Below are 26,208 nucleotides of genomic sequence, written 5' to 3' on the forward strand. Positions count from 1 at the left end.
CTTACTTTGAACAACACAAAACCAATTAGAAACCTGCCTTCAAAATCTTCTGTAAACGGAAGGTTTTGAAGGATAATACATTTTTATGAAAAATAAACGGACTTCCCTGATTGTGCTGTTGTTAATTTTAAAGGTCAGCACTTTTGCCCAGGTAACCATCATCGCTCCGGATAAAGTCTGGTCGGCCAAAAAAGCCAGTGAATGGTATAAAAAACAACCTTATCTGGTTGGCTCAAATTACATACCTGCAAGCGCAATTAACCAACTGGAAATGTGGCAGGCTGATACCTTTGATCCTGCCGGTATCGATAAAGAGCTGGGCTGGGCCGAAAGCCTCGGAATGAACACCATGCGTGTATTTTTACACAGTCTCGCCTATAAAGCAGATCCCGCAGGTTTTAAATTACGCATTGGCGAATTTCTGAAAATTGCGGATAAACATCACATCAGGCCTATGTTCGTGTTTTTTGACGACTGCTGGAATAAAGTACCGCAAATGGGAAAACAACCCGCGCAAAAACCAGGAATACACAACTCTGGCTGGATGCAGGACCCGGGCGATCCCGCTTCCAAAGAACCGGCAAATTATCCCACATTGGAAATTTACGTTAAAGACATCCTGAAGACTTTTGCACATGATCAACGCATCTTACTTTGGGATCTTTACAATGAACCAGGAAACAGCGGTAAAGTAGAGACCACGATGCCTCTGCTGACCAAAATCTTTACCTGGGCACGTGCAATTAATCCTGATCAACCTGTCACCGCAGGTGTTTGGAGCTGGGGCGGACAATTTAATGCACTTAGCAGGTTTCAACTGGCAAATTCAGACGTGATTTCCTATCATTGTTATGATGGTCCGGAGTTACATTTAAGAACCATAGAACTGCTAACGCTGTACGGGAAACCACTACTGTGTACGGAATATATGGCACGTACGCGTAACAACACATTTATAAACACATTACCCTTGCTAAAAAAACAAAATGTAGCCGCCATAAACTGGGGTTTTGTTGATGGAAAAACGAATACCAAATATGCATGGGATACGCCATTAAAGGATGGTCAGGAACCGGCAGTATGGTTTCACGATATTTTCCGCGCAGACGGAACACCTTATCTAAAGGAGGAAACAGACCTGATCAAAAAACTGACCGCACATTAGGACCTGGTATCTTTATCAAGTGAATTGATGTATTCCAGGGGTGTCACGTTGAAGTACCTTTGAAAATTCTTATTAAACAGGCTTTGACTGCTATAACCGACCATTTTAGCAATTTCAGATAAGGTAAATTCATTTTGTGCAATCAGTTTAGTCGCTTTTTTCAGACGGGTAATGTCTATCAGTTCTTTAGGCGAAAGGGAAGAAAGTGACTTTACTTTCCTGTAAAACGTAGGCCGGCTCATATTCATGTGGTCGGCCAGCTGGTCGATGTCAATATTCGGGTCTTTGATGTTTTTACGGATGTGCTCATCCAGTTTTTTCAGGAAAGTTTCATCTGTTTTTGAGTGTGCCATTACCCTTACATCTTCAAAGGGCGAGCTTGCGAAATGGTCTTTTATTTTCAACCGGTTTTTAAGCAGGTTGGCAAGCTGTAACTGGAGCAATTCCGGAGAGAATGGCTTTTGGACGTATACATCGGCACCAACTTCCAGGCTCTCAATATGTGCTTTGTAGGTGTTTTTGGAAGTCAACAACACAACCGGGATATGGCAATATTCCACATTTGATTTGATCAGCCCGCAAAGCTCAAAACCGTCTATCCCCGGCATCATAATGTCTGAGATGATCAGGTCAACCACTTCTGTATCCAAAATCTGTTGTGCGATTTCACCACTTTCGGCCAAATGCAACCGATAAGTATCTCCAAGAACTTCGGATAAAAATTCCAGGATATCTTCATTGTCATCTATAATCAGAATACTGTCTGGCATATTTATTTTATCTTTTTCCAACTACTCAATTTAAATTCAATTTGTTGATGTACCGGCAAGGTTAACTCAAAAACGATCTTGTCCGTAGCTCCGGAGACCAGTATTAACGATCCATTGTGTAATTCGGTCAGGGATTTGGCCAATGAAAGTCCAATTCCTGTACCCGGTTTATCCTTGCTGTGTATTCTAAAGAAAGGTTTAAAAATTTGTTCTTTAAATTCATCAGGTATGCCCTTGCCGTCGTTACTAAACCGAATGGTAAAATGCTCGTCCTCAGGAAGAACTTCGGCTAAACTGATGGTGGTGGTAGCAACGCCATATTTTATGGCATTGGAGATCAGATTACTGCAGATTCTAACCAGGGCTTCTCTGTCTGCAAAAACGACAACATGTTTTTTCGGAAGCTCCAGACTTAAAGAAATCTGACTTTTTTCAGCCTCTGCCGCAAATACCGCAACCTGTTCTTTTAATAAAGCACTGATGTCAATGTTGACAAAGTTTAACCCGAACTGGTCCATTTCTGTTTTACGGAAATCCAGCAGCTGGCTGGTCAGTTCGGCTAAACGTTTGGCATTTTTCTCGACCATAAGCAAACTTTTTTTGATACCCGGTTGCTCCGCGGTCTTGCTGATCAATCTTTCTACCGGCCCTACAATCAATGTTAACGGGGTCTGTATTTCGTGCGCAATATTGGTAAAAAACTCAATTTTTGCCTGATAAATCTCCTTCTCTTTTTCATGTTCAAATAGCTGGAGTTTATTTAGGTTTTTACGTTCCAGGCGACGGTGATAATAGCGTACAGACCAGAATAACAGGAAGGAAAAGACGCATAGATAGAAGAAATAGGCCGTGTAACTTTTCCAAAAAGGGGGAAGAATCTTAATGAAAAGCTTACGTTCCTGACCCCTCCAGTCATCCACATTGCTCTTTGCCCGCACTAAAAAGGTGTAATCACCCGCAGACAGATCGGTAAAATAAGCTTTGCGGTTACTGCTCAGGTAAGTGCGGTTTTTGTCCAGTCCCTGCATCAGGTATTCATAACGGGTCACTTCAGGAGAAGAGTAGTTTAATGCGGCAAATTCAATGCTGAAGTTGTTTTGGTCGTAAGAAAGTACCAGGCTATCTGTATGTAAAATAGATTTGCTTAGCGGACTATCGGATAAGCCGGGTATGATTTCTTTATTGTTGATCTGGAATCCGGTAATATAAGTAGGCGGGCTTAGTCCCTTTTTTTCAAAAGCTTTAGGGTCAAATGCGATCATTCCCTTAACGGAGCCGAAGTACATTTTGCCATTGTTGTCCTTATAAGCTGAATTGAAATTGAACTGGTCGGTGATCAGCCCATTGGATTGGGTATAGATTTTGAATTGCCCGGTACGCATATTAAAGCAGATCAAACCTTTTAGCGAACTGATCCATAAATTTTTAGCGTCATCTTCCAGTATTCTGTAGGTCACATTGCTGGGCAGCCCGTTTTTGGTGGTGAATTTTTTAAAGCTTTTCCGGTCAGGGCTTAAACGGATTACACCACCACCTTCAGTCGTAAACCAAAGGGCATGGTTGCTGTCCTCCAGGATCCCATATACCGGAAATTCATTGATGATTTTATCCCTGACCTTATCTCCAAAACGAATGTTTCCATGCCTGCCGGTTTTAGGGTGATAATAAAATGCGCCCTGAGTTTCACTACCAGTCCAGATGTAGCCTTTCTTGTCCTCCATGATGCCAAAAACATAGGAATTATAAGGTATTTCTTTAATCCGTGAAAAGCGCTGCTGCTTTCGCTCAAATTTGAACAAGCCTGACCCCTCATAAGCGGTACCGATCAGGAGCGTGCTGTCTTTGGTCAGGTAAATGGACAGGACAAAATCACTGATCTGGTCATTTTTATCACCGATCACTTTAAAGCTTTTGGTTACTTTGCCGGTACGCATATTCATGATGTCCAGGCCATGATAAAACGGGCCAATGTACAATTGGTCGTCAAGCGCAAATAGACCATGTATATTCGGATAAGAAACATCGCCCTTTCTACCTGATGCGGTATAATGGGTAAATATTCCCGTTTTTAGGTTCATCTTATTAAGGCCCGCATCTTCAGTACCGATCCATAGGTTCCCCTGGTTATCTGAGCAGATCTCCCGCACCGCACTGCCGGATATGGAGTTCACACCAAACCTGGGATAATACTTTTCAAATCTGGCATTCTCTTTTGAATAGTAGTTTAGTCCGCCGAAAAATGTTCCTGCCCACATTCCACCCTGATTGTCTTTGTATACGGCATAAACGGCATTATCAGCAAGGGCGTAGGGGTCTCCGTAACGTTTATGCAGGTTATGACTGGCCCCGGTTGTAAGGTTGTAAATATAAATGCCGGATTCTGTGGCCACCCAGTATTCCTGATCTTCACCAGCACTGATGTCACGTACATAGATATCGCTGTTTTTACTGTCGGATAGGGCTAAAGACCTGACAACTCCGGTCTTCGTATGGTAACTTTTCAGCCCCTGCTTAAAGCAACCCACTAAAAGTTCATCTCCTTTTGTAGGAAATATTTTACTGATAGGGCGCAAATTTGCCGGAACCTGCCGGTCTATGATCCTGATGTTCAGGATCGATTTGCTGCTGGGATTGTACTTTTGTATCATACCATCATCATTTCCCAACCACAAGTTCATCTTTTCATCAATAGCGAGGCAGGAAGCCTGGATATTCAGGTTCAGTACCCGTTGTTCTTTAGAAAGGTATTGATACAGCTTCTTATCTGCTAAAAAGTACAGGTTATTCTGATCGTCGGCCAGTATATGACTGATGTAATGCAGAGGTGCCATTTCCATCGGACTGAACACTTCCTGATAGGGATCATATTTAAAAATCCCTTTTCCTGTACCCACCCAAAGAATCCCTTTTTTATCTTCTAAGATCGTCGTGACAATATTATTCCCGATGTTGCCAAACTTATCATTTTTGTTTTTATAGGTTTTAAAACTATAGCCATCAAAACGATTGAGGCCACCCCGGCCGCCAATCCACATCATGCCCTTGTTGTCTTGCAGGATGGAGGTCACAGAATTGTGCGCCAGGCCATCATCTGCCTGGTAATGTTTAAAATAATAAGACTGTCCTTCGCAGTTAAAAACTGCAAGAAATAACATCACTTGAAAAGAAACAAATGAAAGTAAGGGGCGCATAATCTGGTTTGTTCAAATATATATAAATAGCCGGGTTATATCTCGCCTCATCAATCGCTGTTCGGGTATCTCGGCATCAGGCCGATCTATTACATTTTGATTACCAGATGATTACACTCGATATTGCAGCGATAGGCATAGCGATTTGAGACAAATCGACAAAAAGATGATCAAATAGTAAAGACATCATTCCTTTACTTTGAATCAATTAACCAATTATAAACCTTACTGCGAATCTCCTGATCACGGCAATACTGCCGCTACCATTTTGCAGTATACCTAAACTTTTATGAAAATGACATTATTTGTTAAAATGGGCCTTGCCATGATGTTTTTAACGGCTTCATGTCAGAAAGAAATCACAGCAATCATGGCTGATGACGGGGCCGCAGAAAAGGCGGAAGTCGTCATCGCTGCTGCACCTCCACCGGGTACACTGATTGACGGCGCCACCTATCGCATCAGAGGACTCTCGGCTTTACCCGCCGGCCCCGTAGTAGAAGTAACGGGCAATTCAACAGCTGAGGATGCAAAGATTCAGCAGTGGTCCTGGTTTCCAAATAACGGGCAGAAATGGAAATTATCTAAATTTGATGCAACCTACTATAAGCTGATCAATGTAACGAGTAATAAATGTCTGGAATCACCCTCGTCCATATCCGGCGACATTCTACAACAGGGTACTGATACTACAGCCGATGCTCAGCTCTGGTCTATTGCGTATTCCGGCAGTAACAATAGCTATTCGCTGACCAATAAAGCTACCGGCATGAAAATGGTCGTTGATCCGGAAAATGCCACACCCGGAACCAAAATAAGGCAGAAAAATACGGTATCCGGCACGCAGGATCTATTTAATTTTCACAATGTCAACTTTCAAAATCCGCTCATTGATGCCAGCAGGGCAGACCCTTATGTAGCAGAAAAAGATGGTTATTATTATTTCATGTACACCCGGGGGAACAACATAGGCCTCAGGAAAACCAGGACCATGTCGCTGGTCTCAAACGCTCCGGAAACCGTAGTCTGGACCCCACCGGCAGGTACGGCTTACACTTCAAATATATGGGCGCCTGAACTGCATTTCCTTTCCGGCAAGTGGTATATTTATTTTGCCGCGGAAGACGGAGCAGGCGACAGCCATCGCATGTATGTGCTCGAAAATGCCAATGCCGATCCAATGACCGGAACCTGGACATTTAAAGGCAAAATAACGGATTCAAGTGATCAATGGGCCATTGATGGTTCGATATTAACCATCGGATCAGCGAACTATTTCATTTGGTCGGGATGGGAAAATATTGCCAGCAAGTACAAGCAATATATTTATCTCGCCGCCATGTCTGATCCATGGACCATCAGTGGTCCGAGAGTGAAAATATCGTCACCAACCCATGATTGGGAGAAACATGAGCCGGGTTTCATCGGCGCAGGCGTAAATGAAGGGCCAATCATGCTGCAAAAAGATGCCGGTAGCCCGGTGTTTATCATCTATTCTGCCAGCAGGTATTCTAGTGATAATTATTGTCTTGCACAGATCCAGTTGAAAAGCGGTGGCAATCCTACCGTAGCTGCCGATTGGATTAATAAAAAACAGGTGTTCGTTAGAAATGATGCAAACGGCGTTTACGGACCGGGACACAATGGTTTTTTCCGGAGCAGCTATACCGATCCTAATGGCGTTTCCACAACTGAAAACTGGTTCATTTACCACGCACGCAGTGCGCCAAATGCCCCTAATGGCGCGCGTACGGCAAGAATGCAAAAGCTCAGCTGGAATGCCGATGGCTCACCCAATTTTGGTATCGCCACTGCAACAGGTGTCAACATTCCCATTCCCGTCGGAGAGTAAGACCGGAGCACCAATACACCACAGACCACCAGATATAAATTTCTTACCCCTAATCCAAACTAAACTATGGGAAAATCTCTATATGCCCTTGCTGTCTTAGTGCTGCTGTGTGGCTTTTCTACAATCGCCACAGCTGCGCTCAGCTCAGGACAGAAAAAGTTAAATGATAAGCTGATCAAAGGGATGGTCGTCGATTCTGCGGGAATCCCTTTACCCGGCGTTTCCATCTTTGTCAAAAACAAACGCAACATTGGCACCACAACTGATGTAGATGGTAAATATCAGATCAGTCTTCCAGATGGTGCTTCTACACTCATCTTCAGCTTTGTCGGCTTTGTAAGCCAGGAAGTGCAGGTTGGTTCCGGTTCGAGCCTCAATGTCATCCTGAAGGAGGTCAAATCCGACCTGAGCGAAGTGGTCGTCGTAGCCTACGGCACCCAAAAGAAAAACAACGTAACCGGATCGGTGGCTTCCGTGGGAACTGCAGATCTGCTTCGGACCCCAACCGCAAGTTTAACAAATAGCCTGGCTGGCCGCCTTCCGGGATTAACCACCATCCAGAATAGTGGAAACCCGGGTGCAGATGGTTCTGCACTGAACATCCGTGGATTCGGAACCTATCAGGGTAAAGATCCACTGGTTTTAGTGGATGGGATCGAAAATGCCATAGACCGTATCGATGCCAATGAAGTGGAAACCATCAGTATCCTGAAAGATGCTGCAGCTACTGCAGTTTTTGGAATGAAAGGTGCAAACGGGGTATTACTGGTGACCACCAAACGAGGTCAGGCAGGAAAACCGGTCGTATCCTTAACTTCACAGCTATCGATACAATCACCGGTAAGGCTTCCCGAATACCTGGATTCTTATGATGCGCTCACCTTATTCCGTGAAGCACTCCATAATGATAAACTGAATGCCAATCAATATACTGACGAATACCTGGCCAAGTTCCGCGACCGGAGTAATCCAACTTACGAATACCTGTATCCGAACGTAGACTGGCATGAGGAATTGTTGAAAAAACATTCTTTGATGAACCAGACGAACTTAAATATCAGCGGAGGTTCTGCCACTGCAAGGTACTTTGTATCTGGCTCTTACCTTGGGCAGCAGGGCTTGTATAAATATGATGACCTGAACGATTACAACATCAATGCTTATCTGAATAAATACAACTTCAGAAGCAATGTAGACATCAACGTGACCAAACACCTGAGCCTGGAAATTAACCTGACCAATGTGGTGAGGGACCGCAATTATCCAAATGAAGATACCAACAGCTTCTGGGCAGAACTGAGGAACACACCTGCATACCTTTATCCTTTGAAAAACCCGGATGGTTCCATACCCGCACAAAGAAACATGCCGGCGAGTCCATACGGCAGACTTACGCAATACGGTTATAAGCGTAATTTTGAAAACACCCTATCGGCCATCGGTGGGATCAGCCTGCAGATGCCATTCGTTACGCCGGGCCTGAGTTTCAGAACCCGCTTTGCTTTCGATGCTCAGAACTTCCGGGACATTACCCGCCAGCGTAATTATTCGACTTCCCGGTTCAGTATCGACGAGAATGAACCTGACCTGAGTAAAGGAGTGTATGAAGAAATGAGCACCGGAGATGGCTTACTTGGCTTTTCGGTGGTCGCAGATGGAAGCCGCAGGTCCACCTACGAGGCCTACCTGAATTACGATCGGACTTTTGCATCGAAACATGCAGTAACGAGCATGATCCGTTACAATCAAACGACACGCTTTACCAACACAGCGAATGCAGTAGAGGCGCTTCCTTTCAAACAATTAGGACTGGTGGGAAGGATTAATTATTCCTACGACCGCCGTTATGTGCTGGGTTTTGACGCGGGTTATAATGGGTCCGAAAACTTCGCTACGGGCCGCAGAATGGGATTTTTTCCTGCTGTTTCTGCATCATGGGTGATTTCCAACGAAGCTTTTCTGCAAAAGTCTGATGTCATCAACCTGCTAAAACTACGGGGCTCTATCGGGACGGTGGGCGTAGACAACAGCGTGGGCCGATTTGCCTACCTGAGCACCTGGACCACCGGCGGAGGCAGTGGCTATCGATTTGGAAAAGATGCAGATGGCGACAGCTTTGGCAGTGCACAGGAAAGCCGGACAGGGAATCAGTTCCTGACCTGGGAAAGAGCCAGAAAAACCAACCTGGGCCTGGATGTAGAATTGTTTAAACAAAGTATCGTTTTTACTGCTGATGTGTTCCAGGAGAAGCGTACACAAATCCTCACAGAGGCGAAGATCATCCCGGACGTCATGGGGATCGAGAGCCTCCCGGCGATTAATGCAGGTATCGTCAGCAATAAAGGATTTGAAACGGAACTGACCTGGCGCAAAAAGATCAATAACGGTTCGATAATGCTGCGTGGATCTTATTCCTATTCGACGAATAGGATAGACTATGCGGCCGAACCGAATTATGCATTGCCCTACCGTGGCATGAAAGGTACACAGATTTATGAAGTGCAGGGCTTAACTGCACTGGGACTCTTTAGAGATCAGTCCGACATCGACGCCAGTCCTGTACAACAATTTGGCGCGGTACGGCCGGGCGACATCAAATATCTGGACCGAAATGGAGATGGAGTGATCAATACTCAGGATGCCGGTTATTTAGGGAAAATTGCAAGACCCAAATCTATCGTCGGTTTAACTGCCGCATTTACGTTCAGACAATTTGACCTGAATGTCCTGTTGCAAGGCGCATACGGAGGAACGAGATGGCTTGAAGGCACTTCTGCCTGGGCCTTTTCTTCAAATAGTTCGGTCCTGGCGGATTATATGGATAAGCGCTGGACAGATGCCAATCCGAATCCAAATGCAAGCTATCCGAAATTGTCCTCTTCCAACAATGTGAACAACAACCAGAGGTCTACTTTCTGGCTGCGCTCCTCCAATTATTTACGCATCAAGAATGCGGAACTTGGCTATACGCTTCCAAAACTGCTGGTCAAACGGATTAGACTCAACAATGTAAGGCTCTTTGCCAATGGACTGAACCTGTACACCTGGGATAAACTGAAGATCTTCGACCCGGAGACTTCCGACAGTTTTGGCGATTACCCTCAGCAAAGGGTAGTGAATTTTGGTTTGAATATATCGATGTAAGAAAAACAAGAAACAGACAGATGAAAGCGATACCTATATTTCTACTTGCAGGACTGCTGATGACAGCCTCCTGTAAAAAATACCTCGACGTAGTACCCGCCGAGTATACGACCGATAAAGAAGTCTTTAACAATATCAATTTAACGGAGCAGGCACTGGCACGGTTGTACAATGCACTTCCAAATGATTTGGGCTCAAATATTTCTGCCTATACAGATGAAACCTATCACCATTGGTTTGATAACTCAGGAGCAATAGATGCTTATAAGTTTAACCTGGGTAGCTGGAGCAATACCGATAACCCACAGGACAACTGGTCGGGAAAATACCAGGACATCAGAAGGGCCAACATTTTCATTTCCCGAATCGATAATGTACCTGTGCCACTTAACCGGGGCGATTATTACGCGATATGGAAACCGCGCTATAAAGCGGAAGCACGTTTCCTGAGGGCGCAGTTTTATTTTGAACTGTTCAAGAGGTATGGTGCCGTGCCGATCATGACGAACAGTGAAGACATTGATCCCCGTGACATCGAAAAGACCCTGGTTTACCGCAACTCAGTTGATGAGGTGGTGAACTTTATCGTTGCTGAATGTACCGCAATTTCGACAGAACTTCCTTTGAGCCATGATAATGCTCAGATCGGCCGGATTACCAAAGGTGCGGCACTGGCGCTAAAAGCCAGAACTTTGCTCTATGCAGCCAGTCCTTTATTCAATGGTAATAGCTTGTACTCAGGGATTAAAAATTCAGATGGCAAGTCCTTGTTTGGAGGAACCTATGATAAAGAAAAATGGAAAAAGGCGGCAGATGCAGCTAAAGAGGTGATCGACCTGGGCGTCTATGCATTGTATAGTCCTTTCCCTACAAATCCGGTTCAAAATTACGCAGCTCAATTCTACACCAGGGATTATAGCGAAACGATTCTGCCCAGAATCATTGGCAATGGAACAGGTTTCGATGGGGATCACCTCCCAAATGGTCAGCCCTTTAGGGGAAACGGAAAGCTGACCCCACTCGTGGAACTCGTCAATGCTTATGAAATGAACAACGGTTATCCCATAAATGAACCCGGTTCAGGTTACGAAGCGACAGGAACCTGGAGTGGTCAGCTTTGGGATGGACTGAAGTTTCAGGAGGTTAGCAATATATCTAATTGGTATAAAAACCGTGACCCAAGGTTATATGCTTCTATTATGTTCCAGTATTCGGTATGGCGCTTGGACGCGGCGAAACGTCCAGCCAGGTATGCTTATTGGGGTTCCACTGGTGCGCAGGGCGATGGCTGGGTGGCGGGTAAAGCCGGAACCAGTCCCTGGGGTTATAACATCCGTAAATTCCTGAGTCCGGAATATGACAGGAATTCAAATACAGGTACAGGAAGACGCAATTTTCCAATATTCAGGCTGGCAGAAATCTACTTAGGCTATGCTGAAGCGATGAACGAATACCTGGACCAACCGGATAACCGGGTTTATGAATATCTGAATCTGGTAAGACAGCGGGTAAATATGCCAGGACTGCCCTTATTGGCGACAGACAATACGAAGATCGGGATGCGCAAGCGGATCCAGAACGAAAGACGTGTTGAGTTGGCCTTTGAAGGCCATAGGTTCTGGGATGTAAGAAGGTGGATGATCGCGAAAACTGTAGATAATGGCGCTGTAAACGTGATGAATGCACGCCCTTCAACGGAGGAATTGACGGCCACCGGCTTAAACATCACTACTGAAGCAGCCGGAGTTGCAGTATTTTACAAACCGGTAGTGATTCAAACCCGGGTATTTACAGATAAACATTATTTAATGCCTGTCCCGCAGAATGAAATTGATAAAGACCCAAATCTGGTACAGAATTATGGATGGTAGCACAATAATGTCCACTTAAAGTAAGTCCCCTGGTTTGAAGAAAAGCCAGGGGATTTTTTATAAGGGTGTGGTAAGGGCCATTTTCATGATATGTTTATCGATTCCCTTACCAAACCCATCTGGTACAATACCCACCGTCTTAAATCCATTTTTTTCATAAAATTTTGCGGTATGCTGGGAAGTCTCCACTTTGTAGATTTTGGTAGGGTATAATTTCTTTAACAGGTCTATCCTATATTGAGTAAGCAGTTTACCTATTCCTTTCAGGTGGTATTCGGCATGTACCATTCCCCAGGACAGGCCCGCTTCATCCGTTTCCTTTTCCAGAAAGATTCCACCGCAACAGAGCACCTGCCCACCATCCTCGATAACATAGTAATGATCTTCAGTATGATGATCTAAAAATGCTTCAAATAATTGCAATTCCCCCGGAGCAAAAAATTTAGGTAAATTGCTTTTAAAGATTTCGATACATCTCTCTCTGAAGACAGGTGTGTATTTTATAATATGCATGAGGATTATGGTTAATTTTCTTCATCCCGGGACTCAGCACCATATCGTATTGCTGCTTCAAGTACCTCAAGGTTTATATCTTTTAACGTTTTGAACCGAATACAATATCCGGTCACGCTCGCTTTGCCTAGTTTTTCTCCATAGGTTCGGACTAAATAGGTCTTATCCTTTAAACCAAGAATGTAGATAGAGATTCCGGTTTTGTTGGCGCTCAAACCAATTTGAAAAAAATCCATAGTCTTTCCATTGGCATATTTTATGATCTGAAATCCATAGCCTATAGTAGGGTTACTAACCGTTTTATTTTCACTGTTTTTACCATTGTCGAACCATAATCTACAACCTGGCAAAATCTCAAGTAGGAGCTGGTGTAACTCCTGCATATCTCTACGCTTTGCTTCAGGTTGGCTGGTAATACACGTTTTGATTTGTTCCTGTACGTCCATAAAATAGATATCTGTGTCTAAATCTATAAATTTAATAACCTTGAAAAAAAATAATATGATGAAATTGACGATCTACCAGGTTGATGCCTTCTCGCAGCAGGTGTTTAAAGGAAACCCTGCAGCAGTATGCCCTTTAAGAGAATGGTTGGCCGATGAGGTGTTATTGAATATCGCAAATCTATATTTAACCTGTTTTCTCCGGAGTTGCTTTGCAGTCACATTCTAAATATTTTATTGTGAATATGTTGCAAAATTATTTCATAAGTAATGCAGCATATTTTATGAATAAGTTTTAAATTAGATGGTGTTACACAGTAATTGACTCATATATAGAAGAGTATATACCAATTGGTCTTAGTGGATTGCGTTTGTTGCGTTAATTTGAAGTGTTATAGAAGGAGCTTAATGAAATTTGATTTGAGAAACCGAAGTATCATTTTAAAAAATTACAGCAATGACAACAGAACAATTTAAAGAGCAGTACAGCTCGGCCAATTATTTGCCGGTTGATTATTATCCATGGCCAAACCTGATCAACCCGCATGTAGAACAAATGGGAAGAGATATGGATTCCTGGATCGACAAGGACTATACCTTTTTAACGGAAAAACAAAGGGAGAAGTACAAAAAAATGAGGCTCCATTACTGCACTGCCAGGATGGTCCCAAATCTAAGTTATGAACATGTAATGCCCTGCAATAAATTTATGCTCTTCTATGTTGTAGTAGACGACCAACTGGAGTATGCCCCTATTGAAGAAATTGAACACCAATGTGAACGCCTTACAGCAATACTAAAAGGAGACGACCCAAGGCCAGACGAAAATGGCATGTATCTCCATGCAGCACTTATAAGAGATGAATACCGCGCTTTTATGCCTGAAGAGTGGATGGAACGATTTATAGAAGACTTTTACAGAACCTTCAGATATGGGATAGGAGTAGAAACCCCTTACAAAGCAGCTACCCGTCCACCTTCACTTGTCCTTTTTAAAGCCATCCGGCAGCATTCAGTACTGATGTACCCATATTTATGCTGGGCAGAAATTCAACCAGGTCTTGTTTTACCAAAACACATTGCAGAGCACCCGATCATGCAACACATTAAGAACCTAATGGTTAGGGTGATTGCCTGGCAAAATGATTTTCATTCTCTGCCCAAAGAAATAGCACATAAAACAGAGGTATTTAACCTTATCCCTGTCTTGCAACTGGAACATAAGATTTCCCTGGATGAAGCATGCACCAAAGCATTTCACATCCACAATGAAGAGCTGGCAGAAATTCTTGCTTTACACATGGAGTATCGTGAATTTGGTGTTTATCAGGAGCATGTAGATAAATACGTTCATAACTTTGGACTTATGATACAGGGAGTTAATACTTTTTATCTTCGGGATACCATGCGTTACTTAGCAGGAGGAGAGGGCTTTGCCTGGCCGGAAAAAGAAAGTGCAGTTACAACCCCTAAAAAATGTATCACTAATGGAAGAACGTAAACAACACTGGGAAAATATCTACGGCCATAAACAGCCCAATGAGGTCAGCTGGACACAGGAAGTCCCTGAAACCTCCATGAAATTTATCAACAGCTTTAATCTGCCTAAGACCGCGAAGATCATTGACATTGGTGGTGGAGACAGTAAGTTGGTGGATTTTTTAGTGGAAGAAGGTTATCAAAATGTTACGGTATTGGACATCTCGGAAAAGGCATTGGAACGTGCTAAAACTCGTCTCGGCGACAAAGCAGATCAGGTGACCTGGATTGCTTCTGATGTCCTCGATTTCGTACCCGAAGAGAAATATGAGGTATGGCATGACCGTGCGGCATTCCATTTTTTAACCACAACTGATCAGATTGCCAACTATCTGAATACTGCCGAAAATGCGGTAGGAAAGAATATGGTTATCGGTACTTTTTCAGAAAATGGCCCGCTGAAATGCAGTGGACTTCCGATCAAGCAATATTCAGAGGCGGAGCTGCAAGCGACGCTTGCAAAAGGTTTTGAGAAAATCAACTGCATCACTGAAGATCACATCACGCCTTTCGGTACCACTCAGAATTTTCTTTTTTGCAGTTTTTTAAAGCGTGAAGTACAACAGAAAGGTCAGGATTAATTGTTAATCCCTGACCTTTCCTAAACGATTTCGTTTCTAGATACCTACTTTTCCTTTTTATTGCTCTGACAATAATTTGTCTAATTTTTTCCTAGAATCCGGGTTTTCTTTTATGGACACCGCCTTTTTGAAATAATCAATCGCTTTTGATTTATCGCCAATTGCCAGGAAATAGTCGCCATAAGAGTCATAGACATTAAAACTCTCAGGATAATTGGCCACATTTATCTTAAATAGTCCTCCGGCTTTATCATACTGCTTTTGCTGCAGAAAATTATATCCAAGGCCATTTATCATGTTTTCAGGTGGAGAAAGCTTATAACCAAACAGTTTTGAAACTTCCTCATAATGTTTTTCGAATTTATTGACCAAGTCTACCTTAGGATCTGAAAAGTCTGTAGGAGAAAGTTTAAAACGATACTTGTTAAAGATGAAACGAAGTGCATCATATGCTGCGATTAAGGGTACAGATCCGTGATCATCATCGCTATAATACATTCCAACTACCTGGTACATGTACCCAGATTTTTCTTTGTTCATTCAGAATTTTTGACTGGATGCTATCGATTGTTCCGATGGTCACTTTATTGTCCATTTGAGCCAGGGCACATATTGAAAAAAATACGGCAAGAACTGAAAGAGTTAATTTTTTCATTATAGATAGTGTGGTTTGCTATTACTTATGATAATCTTCAGTTCAAGATAGTTAATTTCTTTTGAAAAAATGATGGCCAGTTTATGGATGAATAGGAAAATGAAAGAGGCCCTAGCCAGGGTTGGCAGGACCTCAATCTTAAATTAACGCTCTCAGTAATTTAATTGGCAATAAGTATGCCATTATTTAAACAAGAGTTCCTGTAAAACATCTGTCATTAATGAGTAGCTGGAGTTTTTGAATTGCGGACTTTTATTTCATCGCTTACCGCTTTTAATGAAATGAATATTGGGAACCATGTTATAGGGAGTACAATTAAAGGAATAAATAGAATTGGTTTGGCTTTAAGAAAGTACAATGTTAAAGCCGCCAACACACCCAATATTGCAAATGCAATCAAAGAGGCCTTTATCATTGATTTTTTCCTAGTCAATTCATTTAAGCTTAATTCTGATAGTTTCTTCATCACTCGATTTTTTTTCTATAAAAATCTGTGTAAAAATATTCTTTAAAGCTACACTATAGTGTAATTTTTTACTCGTCATATTGGTTCTTCTGTCTAAATTTCTCAGTCAGGTTATTTACTGCCAAAAAATTATAACCAATATCAATAACTCTGTCTTTAAATTTAAAGTATCTGCCGTCGGTATTGATGATTTCCTTTTTACCTTCATCATTCCAATCGACTTCACTCCGAATGCTTTGGAATAAACAATCTTATAATTTTCAAAAACAACCACGCTAAATCCCGGCAGCTTGTATTTTTCTAATTGTTGTTCAATAGGTAAGCTGTCCGTTATGTAGCTACTGTTGAGAAGAGTAGGGGGATAGCTACACTTGCATCGTTTTTTTTGTCAGATTATTCTTCATAAATGCATCAATCACCATAGTATTCAAGTCATTAGGAAGCGCATGTCCCATCCCTTCGATTTCCATAAAATAGGCATTCGAGATTGAGTTGGCGATGTCTCTGCCACAGGCCAGGGGAAATATGGGGTCCTCTGTTCCATGAAGCACTAACGTAGGTATCTTGATTTTCTGCAATCGACTTAAATCGTAAGGTGTTAATGTCATCGCACAAATTTGGCCTAAAATATTGGCTGATGGTGCCCTTTGCAAGTCTTTCAGAATGTTCTCTTTTTCTTCTTCTGTATTAATTGGAAAACGACTTCCCGCTATGGCTTTGACAAATTCCAGTCTCTGATTCAGATATAAATTCAATTCCTCATTAAAATCAGGCATTGGACGAAGCATTAAATCCATTACCTCAGCTTTGGTTCGGGGTAAAGCTGGATTTAAAGAAGTCGACATAATAATGGTTAAACTCTCTATCCGTTCCGGAAAATCTGATGCGATGATTTGTGCAATTACCCCACCTAAAGAACGACCCAATACATGTACTTTTTCGACTTTCAATTCATCCAGTAGCGCAATAACATCATTGGCCATATCCACCAATTTATAAGCGTTTTTTGGATATTTTCCCTGTTGAAGGAGAGCAATCAGCTCAGTCACATTATTTATATCATATTCGATAAAAGAAGATAAACCTGAATCTCTATTGTCAAAACGAATAACTCTAAATCCTTTATCTACAAATTCCTGACAAAAGGAAGCGCTCCAACTCGTCATTTGACTTCCTAATCCTGAAATCAACAATACTGTTTCAGAATTTTCAGCACCCATAATATCATAGAAGAGGTCAATCTTATTTAGCTTAGCAATTGGCATTTTTAATAAATTTAATAATGTTCAATATTTCTTTTCGCCAAGCTTTCAAATACAGTCTGTTCCATTTTACTCAATTCCCTTCGATAATCAAAAAATGGATTCTCATTTTCTACTAATACTTCAATCATTTCGAAACTAAACAGATCTTCCCCGAAGCTAGTCCAATCACACTGGAGGTTAGAATTTTCAAATTGTCCGTTTTTCAACATAAACCTGGTTCTATTGATCCAGGCCTCTGCATTAAGGGTAGATTTTAAAAATATTTTTCCATTTTGACTATTTGTTATAGCAAGAATCCCCATTGCTACTTTTTTATTTTCAAATTCTTCTCTGTATTTCTTTTTTACCTGTTTATCCATCGTATTATTTTAATTGAACTTTGCAATCAAATCATTTAAAACATCCATAAATATGCTCTGATTTTTCTTTTTCAATGATGAAAATATTTCTTCGGCAACTTCTTCGGCGGTTATTTTAGCCTCTTCAAAAACCCGTTCACCAACTTTGGTCAATACAGCATAACTCACTCTTGCATCCCTGGCATTGGATTGGCGATCTACTAAACCTATTTTCTCCATCGGCGCAAGTAACCTTGTAATGCCAGAGGCAGTAATCCCCATTTTAACCGCCAGATCAATTCTTCGACATTGCTGGTTGGGGCTGTTTTTCAAAAGATAAAGTATGATGAAATCACTCAGGCCCAGACCGTGGATATTCAGTTTATCAAATTTCTTCGAAAGAATTGCTTGAGTTTTTACAATAGCTAAAGCTGAATTTAAATTTTCACTAATCATTGAAAAGTACTTGAGTTGTTAAGTATTTACAAATGTAGTTTTTTATTCGGATGTTAAAAGGAGATTTATTGATATTTATCTATGAAGCTTGCCATGTCACCAACGCGAACAAATCAAATCGGGTAGTAGGAGTAACGACTATCCTTCCATCTTCAATCCCTAATTCTTTATCGATTATCTTTTTCAGTTTATCAAAGGTGTTTTCAGTCATCGGTTTTTATTTTTAGTTTCTACTACTCCAGCTTTCGAAATCAATACCTTAACTATTTCCCCTTCTTTATTTGGTATAAATTCAATGGTCCTGTCATTATCATCTGAGCGAAAAAACTTTGTTTTAGACTCTGGTAATAACTCTATTTCAAAATCACGATAATATAATTTATTGTTTTTTTGCAATATTTTAACGTCTTCGTAGTTGCCAATATATTTGCTGTAAAAAGTAGTGTCAGTTGCTATTTGCTTGTGCTTATACGGCAGTTCAACATTTTTCCCAAAACATATTGCGGCAAGACCATAAGCAATAAGATAGGAGGGTGATTCATTATTTGATAAAACTGTTATAAAAAGATGATCATCTGTATATCTGTTCAATGAACTCATGGTGCCAAAAAAACCTCCGTCATGTGCAACTAGCTGATGTCCTTGATTGTAAAATGGATTGATTACAAATCCATATCCCCAATTTTGGTCGTTATGAGAAGTAAACATTAGTTTCTTCATCTCAGTGGATAGGATAGTTGTTCCATACAGCGCCTTGTTCCATAAAGCCAAATCTTCAACAGTAGAATAGACACCATCATGGCCTACATTGATTCTCCAATTTATGTAGGGGTTCTGGATAAATCCATTTTCAGTTTTAGCATAAACTTTCGCTTTTTTTAGAATTATCGAATCATTATTACTCACACCTGTGTTCTTCATTCCGACTTTTTCAAATATATTTTTTCTTAAAAAGTCTTCATACTTCTCCCCCGAAACCTTTGTAATAATCCTGGCCAATAAATAATAACCTATATTACTATAGGCACTTTTACTTCCTGGTGAAAACTCGTAAGGCATTTTTTTTATTTCAGCATATGCGGAATCACTGTTCATTGTGCTTGTTGCCAATTCTTTGAAGCCCAAAGCAAGTCCCGAAGAATGAGATAATAACATGTGAATAGTAACACTATCGGCTTTTGGATAATCCGGAAAAAACTTACTAAGAGGATCCGTAAGTGAGAGCCTTCCTTTTTCTACCAATTGAAGAATAGCCGTAGCCGTAAATTGTTTAGTTACTGAAGCCAACTGGAATTTTGTGTCAATAGTGTTTTTAATATTCCATTCGTAGTCTGCTAAACCGTAGCTTTTTTTCAATAAAACAGCATCATTTTTAGTAATAAGTACAGTGCCACTAAAACCATTAATGGTAGCTTGAGCATTCATATAATTTTCTAGTTTGCTTTTAAGATCTTTTTGCGAATATCCTACGGAAGAGATGAATGTCAATATTAAGACTAAGATTTGTTTCATTTTTATTGTTTTTTGCAATTGTCTATTATTCTATTTAGCATTTTATCTAACAATACGATCTCTTCCTCTGAAAAATCATGTAAGGCAGTTTCTCTGTTTAGCTGAATTACCGGGCCTATTAAATCAATCGTTTTTTTACCTTTCTCAGTTATTTCAAGGATATATTTTCTTCTATCTTCATTATGAACAGTTCTCGCCAGGTATTCTTTTTGTACCATTAATTCTATCATTCTTGTGATAGAGGCATTGTCTTTAAATACAAGTTGTGCCATTTCATTTTGAGAGATATTTGCATTCTTAGTTAGTACCATTAGAATCAGACATTGGTCTATGGTAATGTCTTTTACAATGTTTGAAATGTTTTTCTGTGATATTTTCCGATACTCTTTAATTGCTTGTTCAATTAAATACAGTACAGTTCCGGTTGGGTTTTTACTACTCATCTTATTTTAGTTGACTCAAATATAATTGACATATCAACAATATACCAAGAGAAATTTGTCTTTCTGAAAAATCTGTTAAAAATAAGCCCGGCTAATGCGTAGTGTTTGTTCTTTCCTTATAGTAGACTATTAAAGATAAACTACTAAATATTACCAGAGTTGGCGATAATACAAACGGAAGTACGGGACAGCCTCTTCAGATTGAACTCCCAGGCAATGGTACCGCATGGGTCTGTAACAAAAGAGTAAACCTGCCCAATGGAGAAGAATTTATAGGAATCGGAATAAAGCCACAAATCCTTGTAAAACAAAAGCTGAATGACATTCTATACCCAAGTCAATATGATACTCAATTGAGTGAAGCTTTGAACTTTCTTCAGAAAAAACGACATATGAGCGGTATCATCAAACTTTAATGAGTACCTGGTCTATTCGGTTGGATAAGGTACCGTTTACTTCAACTACTTCTATATCAAAATCTCTAATCCAATCATAAAGTAAGTTATTGATCAGTCTTCTTAGTTTTGGCAAATCTACCTGATGGCTTGGTATCAGATCTGGTTCTTCTACGGGAACAAATACAAGAAGGTCGATCCGGGCAAGAAGGGTTTGAGCGGTTTCAAATAGCAATTCAATATTCTTATTCGGATCGATAACATGCAGATAGGCTAAGATATCAATGATACATCTGTCAAATATCACATTGCCTTGTCTTTTGGAGATCAACTTGACAGAATAATCAAACTGTTCCAAAAAATCATCAACAGTAGGGATTTCCGAGAATTCATATCCTGCTGCTTCCAGTTGATAATAAGGTTCCATTTCAAGCGTGTAGCCAGGTAGATTCGCCAGAAGTTCTTCCGCTAGGGTCGATTTACCTACATCATGAGCACCGATTATGGCAATTTTCATTATAAACGAAATGTTTTTTTATGATTCTTCTACTTGGTTCGTGTTTTAAACTATTGGTTCGTGTTGACACGATGAGGGACCGCAAGAAAGTTTTAAAGAAGCCAATGACGTGTCCGAGACCAAGACTTCCATATGCATATAAATAGCTATACATAAAATACTGATTAAGAAAAAATCTGCTACCGGTGATTCAGGAACAAAATGATATACTGACGTAGAAGTAAATTCAATGAAAAGTATTGGTTGGTGGCTAAAAATCTAAATAGTTAATTTTGCCTTATTCCTGCCAATTTTACTTTATCAAGCCAAGCTTTACGCTGACTTTCATCGGAGGTTTTAATAATTCCGATATACGTAACATTTACCGGTTTTATCCCACAAAATTCTAAAACCGATCTCTTAAGCTGATTCACACTTGGTCTTCCGAACATCAATCTGTAATATAGACTCGGTTGATCTAACGTTGTTATAATATGTGCTGTTTTACCTTTTAAAAGTTTATCCCACCATACAGAGTTTTCCCTGTATCTAAAGGCTTTCCCCGGCAAAAATAATCTGTCAATAAATCCCTTTGTAATGGCAGGTAATCCACCCCACCAAACCGGGTGTATCCATACCAGATGATCTGCCCAAAGAATTTTATCCCAAGCTTCAACCAGATCAGTTTCCCACTCCATTATTTTCTGATAGCCAAACTGAAGATTAGGATTAAAACTAAGTTCCGAAATGACAATTTCTTTGATCTCAGCACCGGATTCCAGCGCTCCTTTTCTGTAGGATTCGGCAATTCCAAAATTAAACGATTCCTTGTTAGGATGCCCATTGATAATCAATATTTTTTTCATGGTTATTAATTTTCCAATATCAAATTTATTCTAAATTATATTTTTTGAAAGGTATACCTCATCAATGTCTTTTCAGCACATAAGCATAAGTGAACGCAATCTTCTGATCCTGAAGGTCCCATTTTGATGTTTCCATTCTCACCAGTTCTCTATACTTTTTACTGATATCTCTCAACGAATTACCGACCGATTTTCGGAGGTATTCACTATCGCTGGCTTTATGCTGACTTATGAGGACTATGGCCACTTCAGGATACGTTTTAAAATAAGGTCGTCCTGTCCAGATCCGCAAGCCTTCGGTAACCGCACGGCAAACATTTGGATGTTCATTACTGAGCCATGATTTGATTTCGGGGAGTGAATTCTCGTAGCCGTTATCCTTACAATACTGATCAAATGCTTTCGCAATGATTTCCTGGACCTGCCAGCTCTCGTCCGAACACGCAGTCTTTTCTAGTAAAGGAAGCACTTCATTATCCTTGGCTGCAATATATCCCAGAACGAAGATGGCGCAGCAACGGATTTGGTAGAACTGGCTTTTTAGCATATTGATAGCTATCGTTTTTGAATCCGATAACGTTTTATTGTCAATTATTTTTTTGGCCTCCGATTCAAATAGTTTAAATCCATTTTTTACTTGTGTCAGTCTCTGTAAAAGATCATTCATTGCCTTGTCTCCTTATTTACTTATGCAATTTACAACTATTGAAATATTTTAGAAAACTATGGTTTTGTTCTTCCCTATTGTACCTAACAAAAAAACTGCCGAGGGTAGGGCTTTTTGGAGTAGGCCCATATAATGGAAATCTGCGACGACTGCAAACATTGATCTGTATTTTAAAGCTAACAACATTAGTATTAATACTAATATTGTTAGTGAATTTTCTTGTTTTACCAAAATCCTTCGCTAGCTTTGTTGTTCATTTTAATTTATGAATATTCCAAAGCACATCATCCGTATGGATCAGGATGCTTTTTTCGTGTCCGTAGAGGTCAGGAAAGATCCATCATTGATTGGCAAAGCCAGTTATTATTGGCGGGCGGTACATCAGATCGTGGTGTGGTTGCTTCATGCAGTTATGAAGCTCGTAAATATGGGGTTCATTCTGCAATGCCTTCTAGAATGGCCAAACTTTTACGTCCACAGGCTATTTTTGTTCGTGGGAATATGGATCAATATTCCAAAGCATCGCTCGAAATAACGGACATCCTTCGTGAGCGTGTGCCACTTATTGAGAAAGCGAGTATAGACGAACATTATATAGATATGACAGGCATGGACCGTTTTCATGGAGTGATGAAGTATGCACATGAATTAAGGTCGCAGGTCATTAAGGAGACTGGGCTTCCAATTTCCTTCGGATTATCGGTTAATAAAACGGTTTCCAAAATGGCGAATAATGAATGCAAGCCAAATGGGGAATTAAATATTGAGCAACCCAAAGGGAATAGACTATTCACCAGTTATTCTGCAGTTCATCCGCTGTCAGGTAATTACGGTGTACTTCTTTGGATTTCAACTTATAGCCAAAGAAAGGATCGTTACTGATCCATTTGTTACTGACACAAATGCGGATGATCTTTCCTAAGTTTTTAAGGTGTTTAATAGCGGTATTGTTGGTATTTGCTTTTTGACTACGCAGGTAGAAATCAAACCCACTGATAAACTCATGGTCTACATGTTTTACATTCAGGTCGCTTTTACCGTATTGAAAAGTGAGATAGTCACAAACTTGCCTTTCAAGTACTTCAAATCTTTTGAGCGTTCCTTTGGCGTAATCTTTTCCCACCAATGCTTTCATCTTTGCATTGTGGATTTTAATGGCCTCCGATAGGGTATGTGATTTTTCTGCTTTGCCTAAGTATTTGCATTTAATATTATCGGCAGTTATTCTGGCTCCATCTACGGTAAGTAGAGTATGCGCTGCATAAACCTCGGCTTTCATGCTTTCCAGATAAGCGTTCAGGGTTTTAACATCTTCTTTTGTGCCGATGACTTTTCCGGCTTTTGCATTCCACCGTTCCGGCTCACAACTCCTGCTGGTTGACATTTCTGCACGAACTCCGTCCACTGTAATTCTTAAAAAGATAAAGTAAACAAGCACCTTTTGTGTAGTTTTTTGGTTTTTTCAAAAAGAAAAGTACGCTAAAATTAGTTTTCATAACGATAACATTAAGGTTAAACAAAAATAGCTTCGCAGTTCTATGGATACAAGATATTCAAATTTTGAAGTGGATGAATATCAGTATGTTAATGCGAAATAGGGGAGTTTGATGAAATAAAGAACAACGTGCATAATGACGCACATTTTATATGTGATTTATTGCATATTTTGATATATCCCGTAAAAGAAAAACCCTGCAATCATTTGATTTGCAGGGTTTTAGTTCCTTTTGATACTGTTGTTTGTGATCCCGCTGGCATCATATTATAGAAGACAAATCGCACTTTTTTGCGTTATTTCAAAGGTTTTCAAATCGCGGCCCTAAATGGGTCACCATTTTTTTTGACCTGTTTTGACGTGTTTTAAAGAACTTCTTTGTGATTCTCAAAGATAAAAAAATCAGCATAAAAATGGAACTTAAATATGATGCGAGCGCTAAAGGCTTCTTAACTAATTAATCCATCTGTAAAAGTTGATTATATTTTACAAAGGAGGAAACGGTCAATCGATGAACTCCTATAATCCGGCCAATGGCGCTAAATGAAACATTCTTATCTAACAATTCTTTAATCCTCTTCTCTTGACCAGTAAGCTTTGTTTTAGCAGACTTACGTCCTAGGGGGCGACCTAAAATAACTCCCTCTGCCTTTTTTCTTGCTAAAGCTTCTTTAGTTCTTTGCGAAATAAGATTACGTTCTATTTCTGCTGAAAGACCAAAAGCAAACGCTAACACCTTTGAATTAATATCACTTCCTAATCGATAATTGTCTTTTATGGTCCAAACGTGAATATCTCTGTTCATACATTCATTAAGAATTCCCATTATCATAAGTAGGTTTCTTCCTAGTCTTGATAATTCAGAACAAATTAAGATGTCTTCTTTTTTCATCTTTTTTAATAAATTACCTAATTTTCTTTCATGAATACTTTTTGATCCAGAAATAGTTTCTTCTATCCATTTGTCTACCACTAGTGTATTTTTTTCGCAAAATTGATTGACTTCAAATCTTTGATTTTCTACTGTTTGCTTGTCTGTACTCACACGAATGTATCCGTAAATCATAATGTTTGTGTTTAAATTTATTATAAGATGATTGTTTAAAATAATTCAAAATTGTATAAAATAAACCTATGCAATTTTTTATCATCTAAAACCAGCGTTTTTGTTAGACAGAAGAGTATATACTCTGGATTCACAACCTCTGAAAGTTGGGTTATATTATCCTCAATTGAAAAAGATATTAAACAAAAAATTGAAACCAAAGGAATACCATTAAAAGACTGGGATATTAATATTAACTATGGCATAAAAACAGGGTACAACGATGCTTTTATAATTTCTGGTGAGAAGCGAGATGAGTTAATTTTTTCAGATCCTAAAAGTGAAGAAATTATACGACCTATTTTACGTGGCAGGGACATCAAAAGATATGGTTATGAATTCGCAGATAATTGGTTAATAACGTCACATAATGGAATTAAGGAAAAGGGCATAGATCCCATTGATATCAACGATTATCCAGCTGTTAAGGAACACCTCGACCACCATTATTCTAGTTTAGAAAGAAGAGCGGATAAAGGAATTACCCCTTACAATTTAAGGAACTGTGCTTATATGGAGGATTTTTATAGACAGAAAATTGTCTGGGGCAATTTAAATCTAACAGCTGCATATACTGTCGCTGAAGGGGGAATATTCATTAATGCTCCATGCCCAATAATAGTTCCAGCAAATAAATATTTACTAGCGATCTTAAATTCAAAACTGGCAGATTATTACATAAGAAAGCTCGGGGTTACCCGTAATGGAGGCTATTTCGAATATAAGCCCATGTTTATAGAGAAACTCCCAGTGCCTTTGCTAGAGCGAGAGGATCAAGATGTGTTTATTGAAATAGTTGATAAAATACTTGATCACAAAGCTAAGAATATTGATATAGCTAGTTTGGAAAATGAACTTAACGAGCTCGTTTTTAAACTTTATGAGCTAGAAACCCATGAAGTGGATTTTTTAAAACAAAAAACCAACTAAAAATCCTTTAAAAGAGGCAGTGTACAGAAATCTGTGTAAATGAAATTTGG

The 26,208-nt window shown here is 40.0% G+C and carries 25 protein-coding genes; 9 read left to right on the top strand and 16 right to left on the bottom strand.

Translation table 11 applies throughout. From position 1 onward, the window contains the following. Nucleotides 1–85: 85 nt before the first annotated feature. Nucleotides 86–1,165, top strand: a complete 1,080-nt coding sequence (locus AAFF35_RS13940) for a 1,4-beta-xylanase (RefSeq protein ID WP_342333126.1) — start codon at nt 86–88, stop codon at nt 1,163–1,165. On the opposite strand, the gene AAFF35_RS13945 is transcribed toward AAFF35_RS13940, so the two are convergent. Together AAFF35_RS13945 and AAFF35_RS13950 are read right to left on the bottom strand one after the other, a co-directional pair. Next, on the bottom strand, nt 1,162–1,935 hold the full coding sequence (locus AAFF35_RS13945) for a response regulator (protein ID WP_342333127.1): 774 nt from the start codon (nt 1,933–1,935) through the stop codon (nt 1,162–1,164). The two genes, AAFF35_RS13940 and AAFF35_RS13945, sit on opposite strands and share 4 nt — an antisense overlap. 2 nt (nt 1,936–1,937) lie before the next feature. Then, a complete protein-coding gene (locus AAFF35_RS13950; RefSeq protein ID WP_342333128.1) occupies nt 1,938–5,126 on the bottom strand; it encodes a two-component regulator propeller domain-containing protein in 3,189 nt (1,062 codons plus the stop codon). A gap of 289 nt (nt 5,127–5,415) precedes the next feature. On the opposite strand from AAFF35_RS13950, the gene AAFF35_RS13955 reads away from it, so the two are divergent. The 3 genes from AAFF35_RS13955 (at nt 5,416) to AAFF35_RS13965 (ending at nt 11,993) form a co-directional block, all read left to right on the top strand. Beyond that, nucleotides 5,416–6,978 carry a family 43 glycosylhydrolase gene (locus AAFF35_RS13955; RefSeq protein WP_342333129.1) on the top strand — a complete coding sequence of 521 codons (1,563 nt, stop codon included), beginning with the start codon at nt 5,416–5,418 and terminating at the stop codon, nt 6,976–6,978. A 66-nt stretch (nt 6,979–7,044) separates the two neighbouring features. Next, on the top strand, nt 7,045–10,122 hold the full coding sequence (locus AAFF35_RS13960; RefSeq protein WP_342333130.1) for a TonB-dependent receptor: 3,078 nt from the start codon (nt 7,045–7,047) through the stop codon (nt 10,120–10,122). Nucleotides 10,123–10,142: 20 nt separating this feature from the next. Further along, complete coding sequence (locus AAFF35_RS13965) at nt 10,143–11,993, top strand: RagB/SusD family nutrient uptake outer membrane protein (protein ID WP_342333131.1); 1,851 nt, start codon at nt 10,143–10,145, stop codon at nt 11,991–11,993. Nucleotides 11,994–12,050: 57 nt separating this feature from the next. Here the strand turns inward: AAFF35_RS13965 and AAFF35_RS13970 are convergent, their stop codons facing one another. Both AAFF35_RS13970 and AAFF35_RS13975 read right to left on the bottom strand, forming a co-directional pair. Then, nucleotides 12,051–12,506 (bottom strand): GNAT family N-acetyltransferase, encoded by a 456-nt coding sequence (locus tag AAFF35_RS13970; RefSeq protein WP_342333132.1) that lies wholly within the window; start codon nt 12,504–12,506, stop codon nt 12,051–12,053. Nucleotides 12,507–12,517: 11 nt separating this feature from the next. After that, complete coding sequence (locus AAFF35_RS13975) at nt 12,518–12,952, bottom strand: DUF1801 domain-containing protein (RefSeq protein ID WP_342333133.1); 435 nt, start codon at nt 12,950–12,952, stop codon at nt 12,518–12,520. A gap of 40 nt (nt 12,953–12,992) precedes the next feature. Between AAFF35_RS13975 and AAFF35_RS13980 the strand changes: the two genes are divergently transcribed. The 3 genes from AAFF35_RS13980 to AAFF35_RS13990 all read left to right on the top strand — a co-directional run bounded on the left by AAFF35_RS13980 (nt 12,993) and on the right by AAFF35_RS13990 (nt 15,069). Continuing rightward, on the top strand, nt 12,993–13,178 hold the full coding sequence (locus tag AAFF35_RS13980; RefSeq protein WP_342333134.1) for a PhzF family phenazine biosynthesis protein: 186 nt from the start codon (nt 12,993–12,995) through the stop codon (nt 13,176–13,178). A gap of 228 nt (nt 13,179–13,406) precedes the next feature. Next, nucleotides 13,407–14,450 (top strand): hypothetical protein, encoded by a 1,044-nt coding sequence (locus AAFF35_RS13985; RefSeq protein WP_342333135.1) that lies wholly within the window; start codon nt 13,407–13,409, stop codon nt 14,448–14,450. Further along, on the top strand, nt 14,437–15,069 hold the full coding sequence (locus AAFF35_RS13990; RefSeq protein WP_342333136.1) for a class I SAM-dependent methyltransferase: 633 nt from the start codon (nt 14,437–14,439) through the stop codon (nt 15,067–15,069). Before AAFF35_RS13985 ends, AAFF35_RS13990 begins: the two co-directional genes overlap by 14 nt. A 57-nt stretch (nt 15,070–15,126) precedes the next feature. Here AAFF35_RS13990 and AAFF35_RS13995 read toward each other — a convergent pair whose 3' ends face one another. The 10 genes from AAFF35_RS13995 to AAFF35_RS14040 all read right to left on the bottom strand — a co-directional run bounded on the left by AAFF35_RS13995 (nt 15,127) and on the right by AAFF35_RS14040 (nt 22,628). Further along, nucleotides 15,127–15,609 carry a hypothetical protein gene (locus tag AAFF35_RS13995; protein ID WP_342333137.1) on the bottom strand — a complete coding sequence of 161 codons (483 nt, stop codon included), beginning with the start codon at nt 15,607–15,609 and terminating at the stop codon, nt 15,127–15,129. Nucleotides 15,610–15,941: 332 nt separating this feature from the next. Continuing rightward, nucleotides 15,942–16,190 (bottom strand): hypothetical protein, encoded by a 249-nt coding sequence (locus tag AAFF35_RS14000; protein ID WP_342333138.1) that lies wholly within the window; start codon nt 16,188–16,190, stop codon nt 15,942–15,944. 365 nt (nt 16,191–16,555) lie between these two features. Beyond that, complete coding sequence (locus tag AAFF35_RS14005; protein WP_342333139.1) at nt 16,556–17,455, bottom strand: alpha/beta hydrolase; 900 nt, start codon at nt 17,453–17,455, stop codon at nt 16,556–16,558. Nucleotides 17,456–17,466: 11 nt separating this feature from the next. After that, nucleotides 17,467–17,814 carry a GIY-YIG nuclease family protein gene (locus AAFF35_RS14010; protein ID WP_342333140.1) on the bottom strand — a complete coding sequence of 116 codons (348 nt, stop codon included), beginning with the start codon at nt 17,812–17,814 and terminating at the stop codon, nt 17,467–17,469. 9 nt (nt 17,815–17,823) lie between these two features. Then, nucleotides 17,824–18,249 (bottom strand): MarR family transcriptional regulator, encoded by a 426-nt coding sequence (locus tag AAFF35_RS14015; protein ID WP_342333141.1) that lies wholly within the window; start codon nt 18,247–18,249, stop codon nt 17,824–17,826. A 207-nt stretch (nt 18,250–18,456) separates the two neighbouring features. Next, on the bottom strand, nt 18,457–19,761 hold the full coding sequence (locus AAFF35_RS14020) for a serine hydrolase (protein ID WP_342333142.1): 1,305 nt from the start codon (nt 19,759–19,761) through the stop codon (nt 18,457–18,459). A 2-nt stretch (nt 19,762–19,763) separates the two neighbouring features. Beyond that, complete coding sequence (locus AAFF35_RS14025; RefSeq protein ID WP_342333143.1) at nt 19,764–20,204, bottom strand: MarR family transcriptional regulator; 441 nt, start codon at nt 20,202–20,204, stop codon at nt 19,764–19,766. Nucleotides 20,205–20,609: 405 nt separating this feature from the next. Further along, on the bottom strand, nt 20,610–21,116 hold the full coding sequence (locus AAFF35_RS14030) for an ATP-binding protein (protein WP_342333144.1): 507 nt from the start codon (nt 21,114–21,116) through the stop codon (nt 20,610–20,612). A 266-nt stretch (nt 21,117–21,382) separates the two neighbouring features. After that, nucleotides 21,383–21,961, bottom strand: coding sequence for an NAD(P)H-dependent oxidoreductase (locus AAFF35_RS14035; RefSeq protein ID WP_342333145.1), 579 nt, complete (start codon nt 21,959–21,961; stop codon nt 21,383–21,385). Nucleotides 21,962–22,022: 61 nt separating this feature from the next. Further along, entirely contained in the window at nt 22,023–22,628 is a 606-nt protein-coding gene (locus AAFF35_RS14040) for a DNA alkylation repair protein (protein ID WP_342333146.1), read from the bottom strand. A 393-nt stretch (nt 22,629–23,021) separates the two neighbouring features. Here AAFF35_RS14040 and AAFF35_RS14045 point away from each other — a divergent pair, with 393 nt between their 5' ends. Continuing rightward, complete coding sequence (locus AAFF35_RS14045; protein ID WP_342333366.1) at nt 23,022–23,510, top strand: hypothetical protein; 489 nt, start codon at nt 23,022–23,024, stop codon at nt 23,508–23,510. Here the strand turns inward: AAFF35_RS14045 and AAFF35_RS14050 are convergent. Beyond that, complete coding sequence (locus tag AAFF35_RS14050) at nt 23,419–24,066, bottom strand: phage integrase SAM-like domain and Arm DNA-binding domain-containing protein (protein ID WP_342333147.1); 648 nt, start codon at nt 24,064–24,066, stop codon at nt 23,419–23,421. The two genes, AAFF35_RS14045 and AAFF35_RS14050, sit on opposite strands and share 92 nt — an antisense overlap. A 514-nt stretch (nt 24,067–24,580) precedes the next feature. Beyond that, the gene (locus AAFF35_RS14055; RefSeq protein WP_342333148.1) at nt 24,581–25,189 is read right to left on the bottom strand and encodes a master DNA invertase Mpi family serine-type recombinase; all 609 of its coding nucleotides are present in this window, start codon (nt 25,187–25,189) and stop codon (nt 24,581–24,583) included. A gap of 51 nt (nt 25,190–25,240) precedes the next feature. On the opposite strand from AAFF35_RS14055, the gene AAFF35_RS14060 reads away from it, so the two are divergent. Next, nucleotides 25,241–26,158: a TaqI-like C-terminal specificity domain-containing protein gene (locus AAFF35_RS14060; RefSeq protein ID WP_342333149.1), complete on the top strand. Its 918-nt coding sequence runs from the start codon at nt 25,241–25,243 to the stop codon at nt 26,156–26,158. The last annotated feature ends 50 nt before the right edge of the window (nt 26,159–26,208 follow it).

Origin of the sequence: Pedobacter sp. FW305-3-2-15-E-R2A2 (assembly GCF_038446955.1) — a bacterium.
Classification (GTDB): domain Bacteria; phylum Bacteroidota; class Bacteroidia; order Sphingobacteriales; family Sphingobacteriaceae; genus Pedobacter.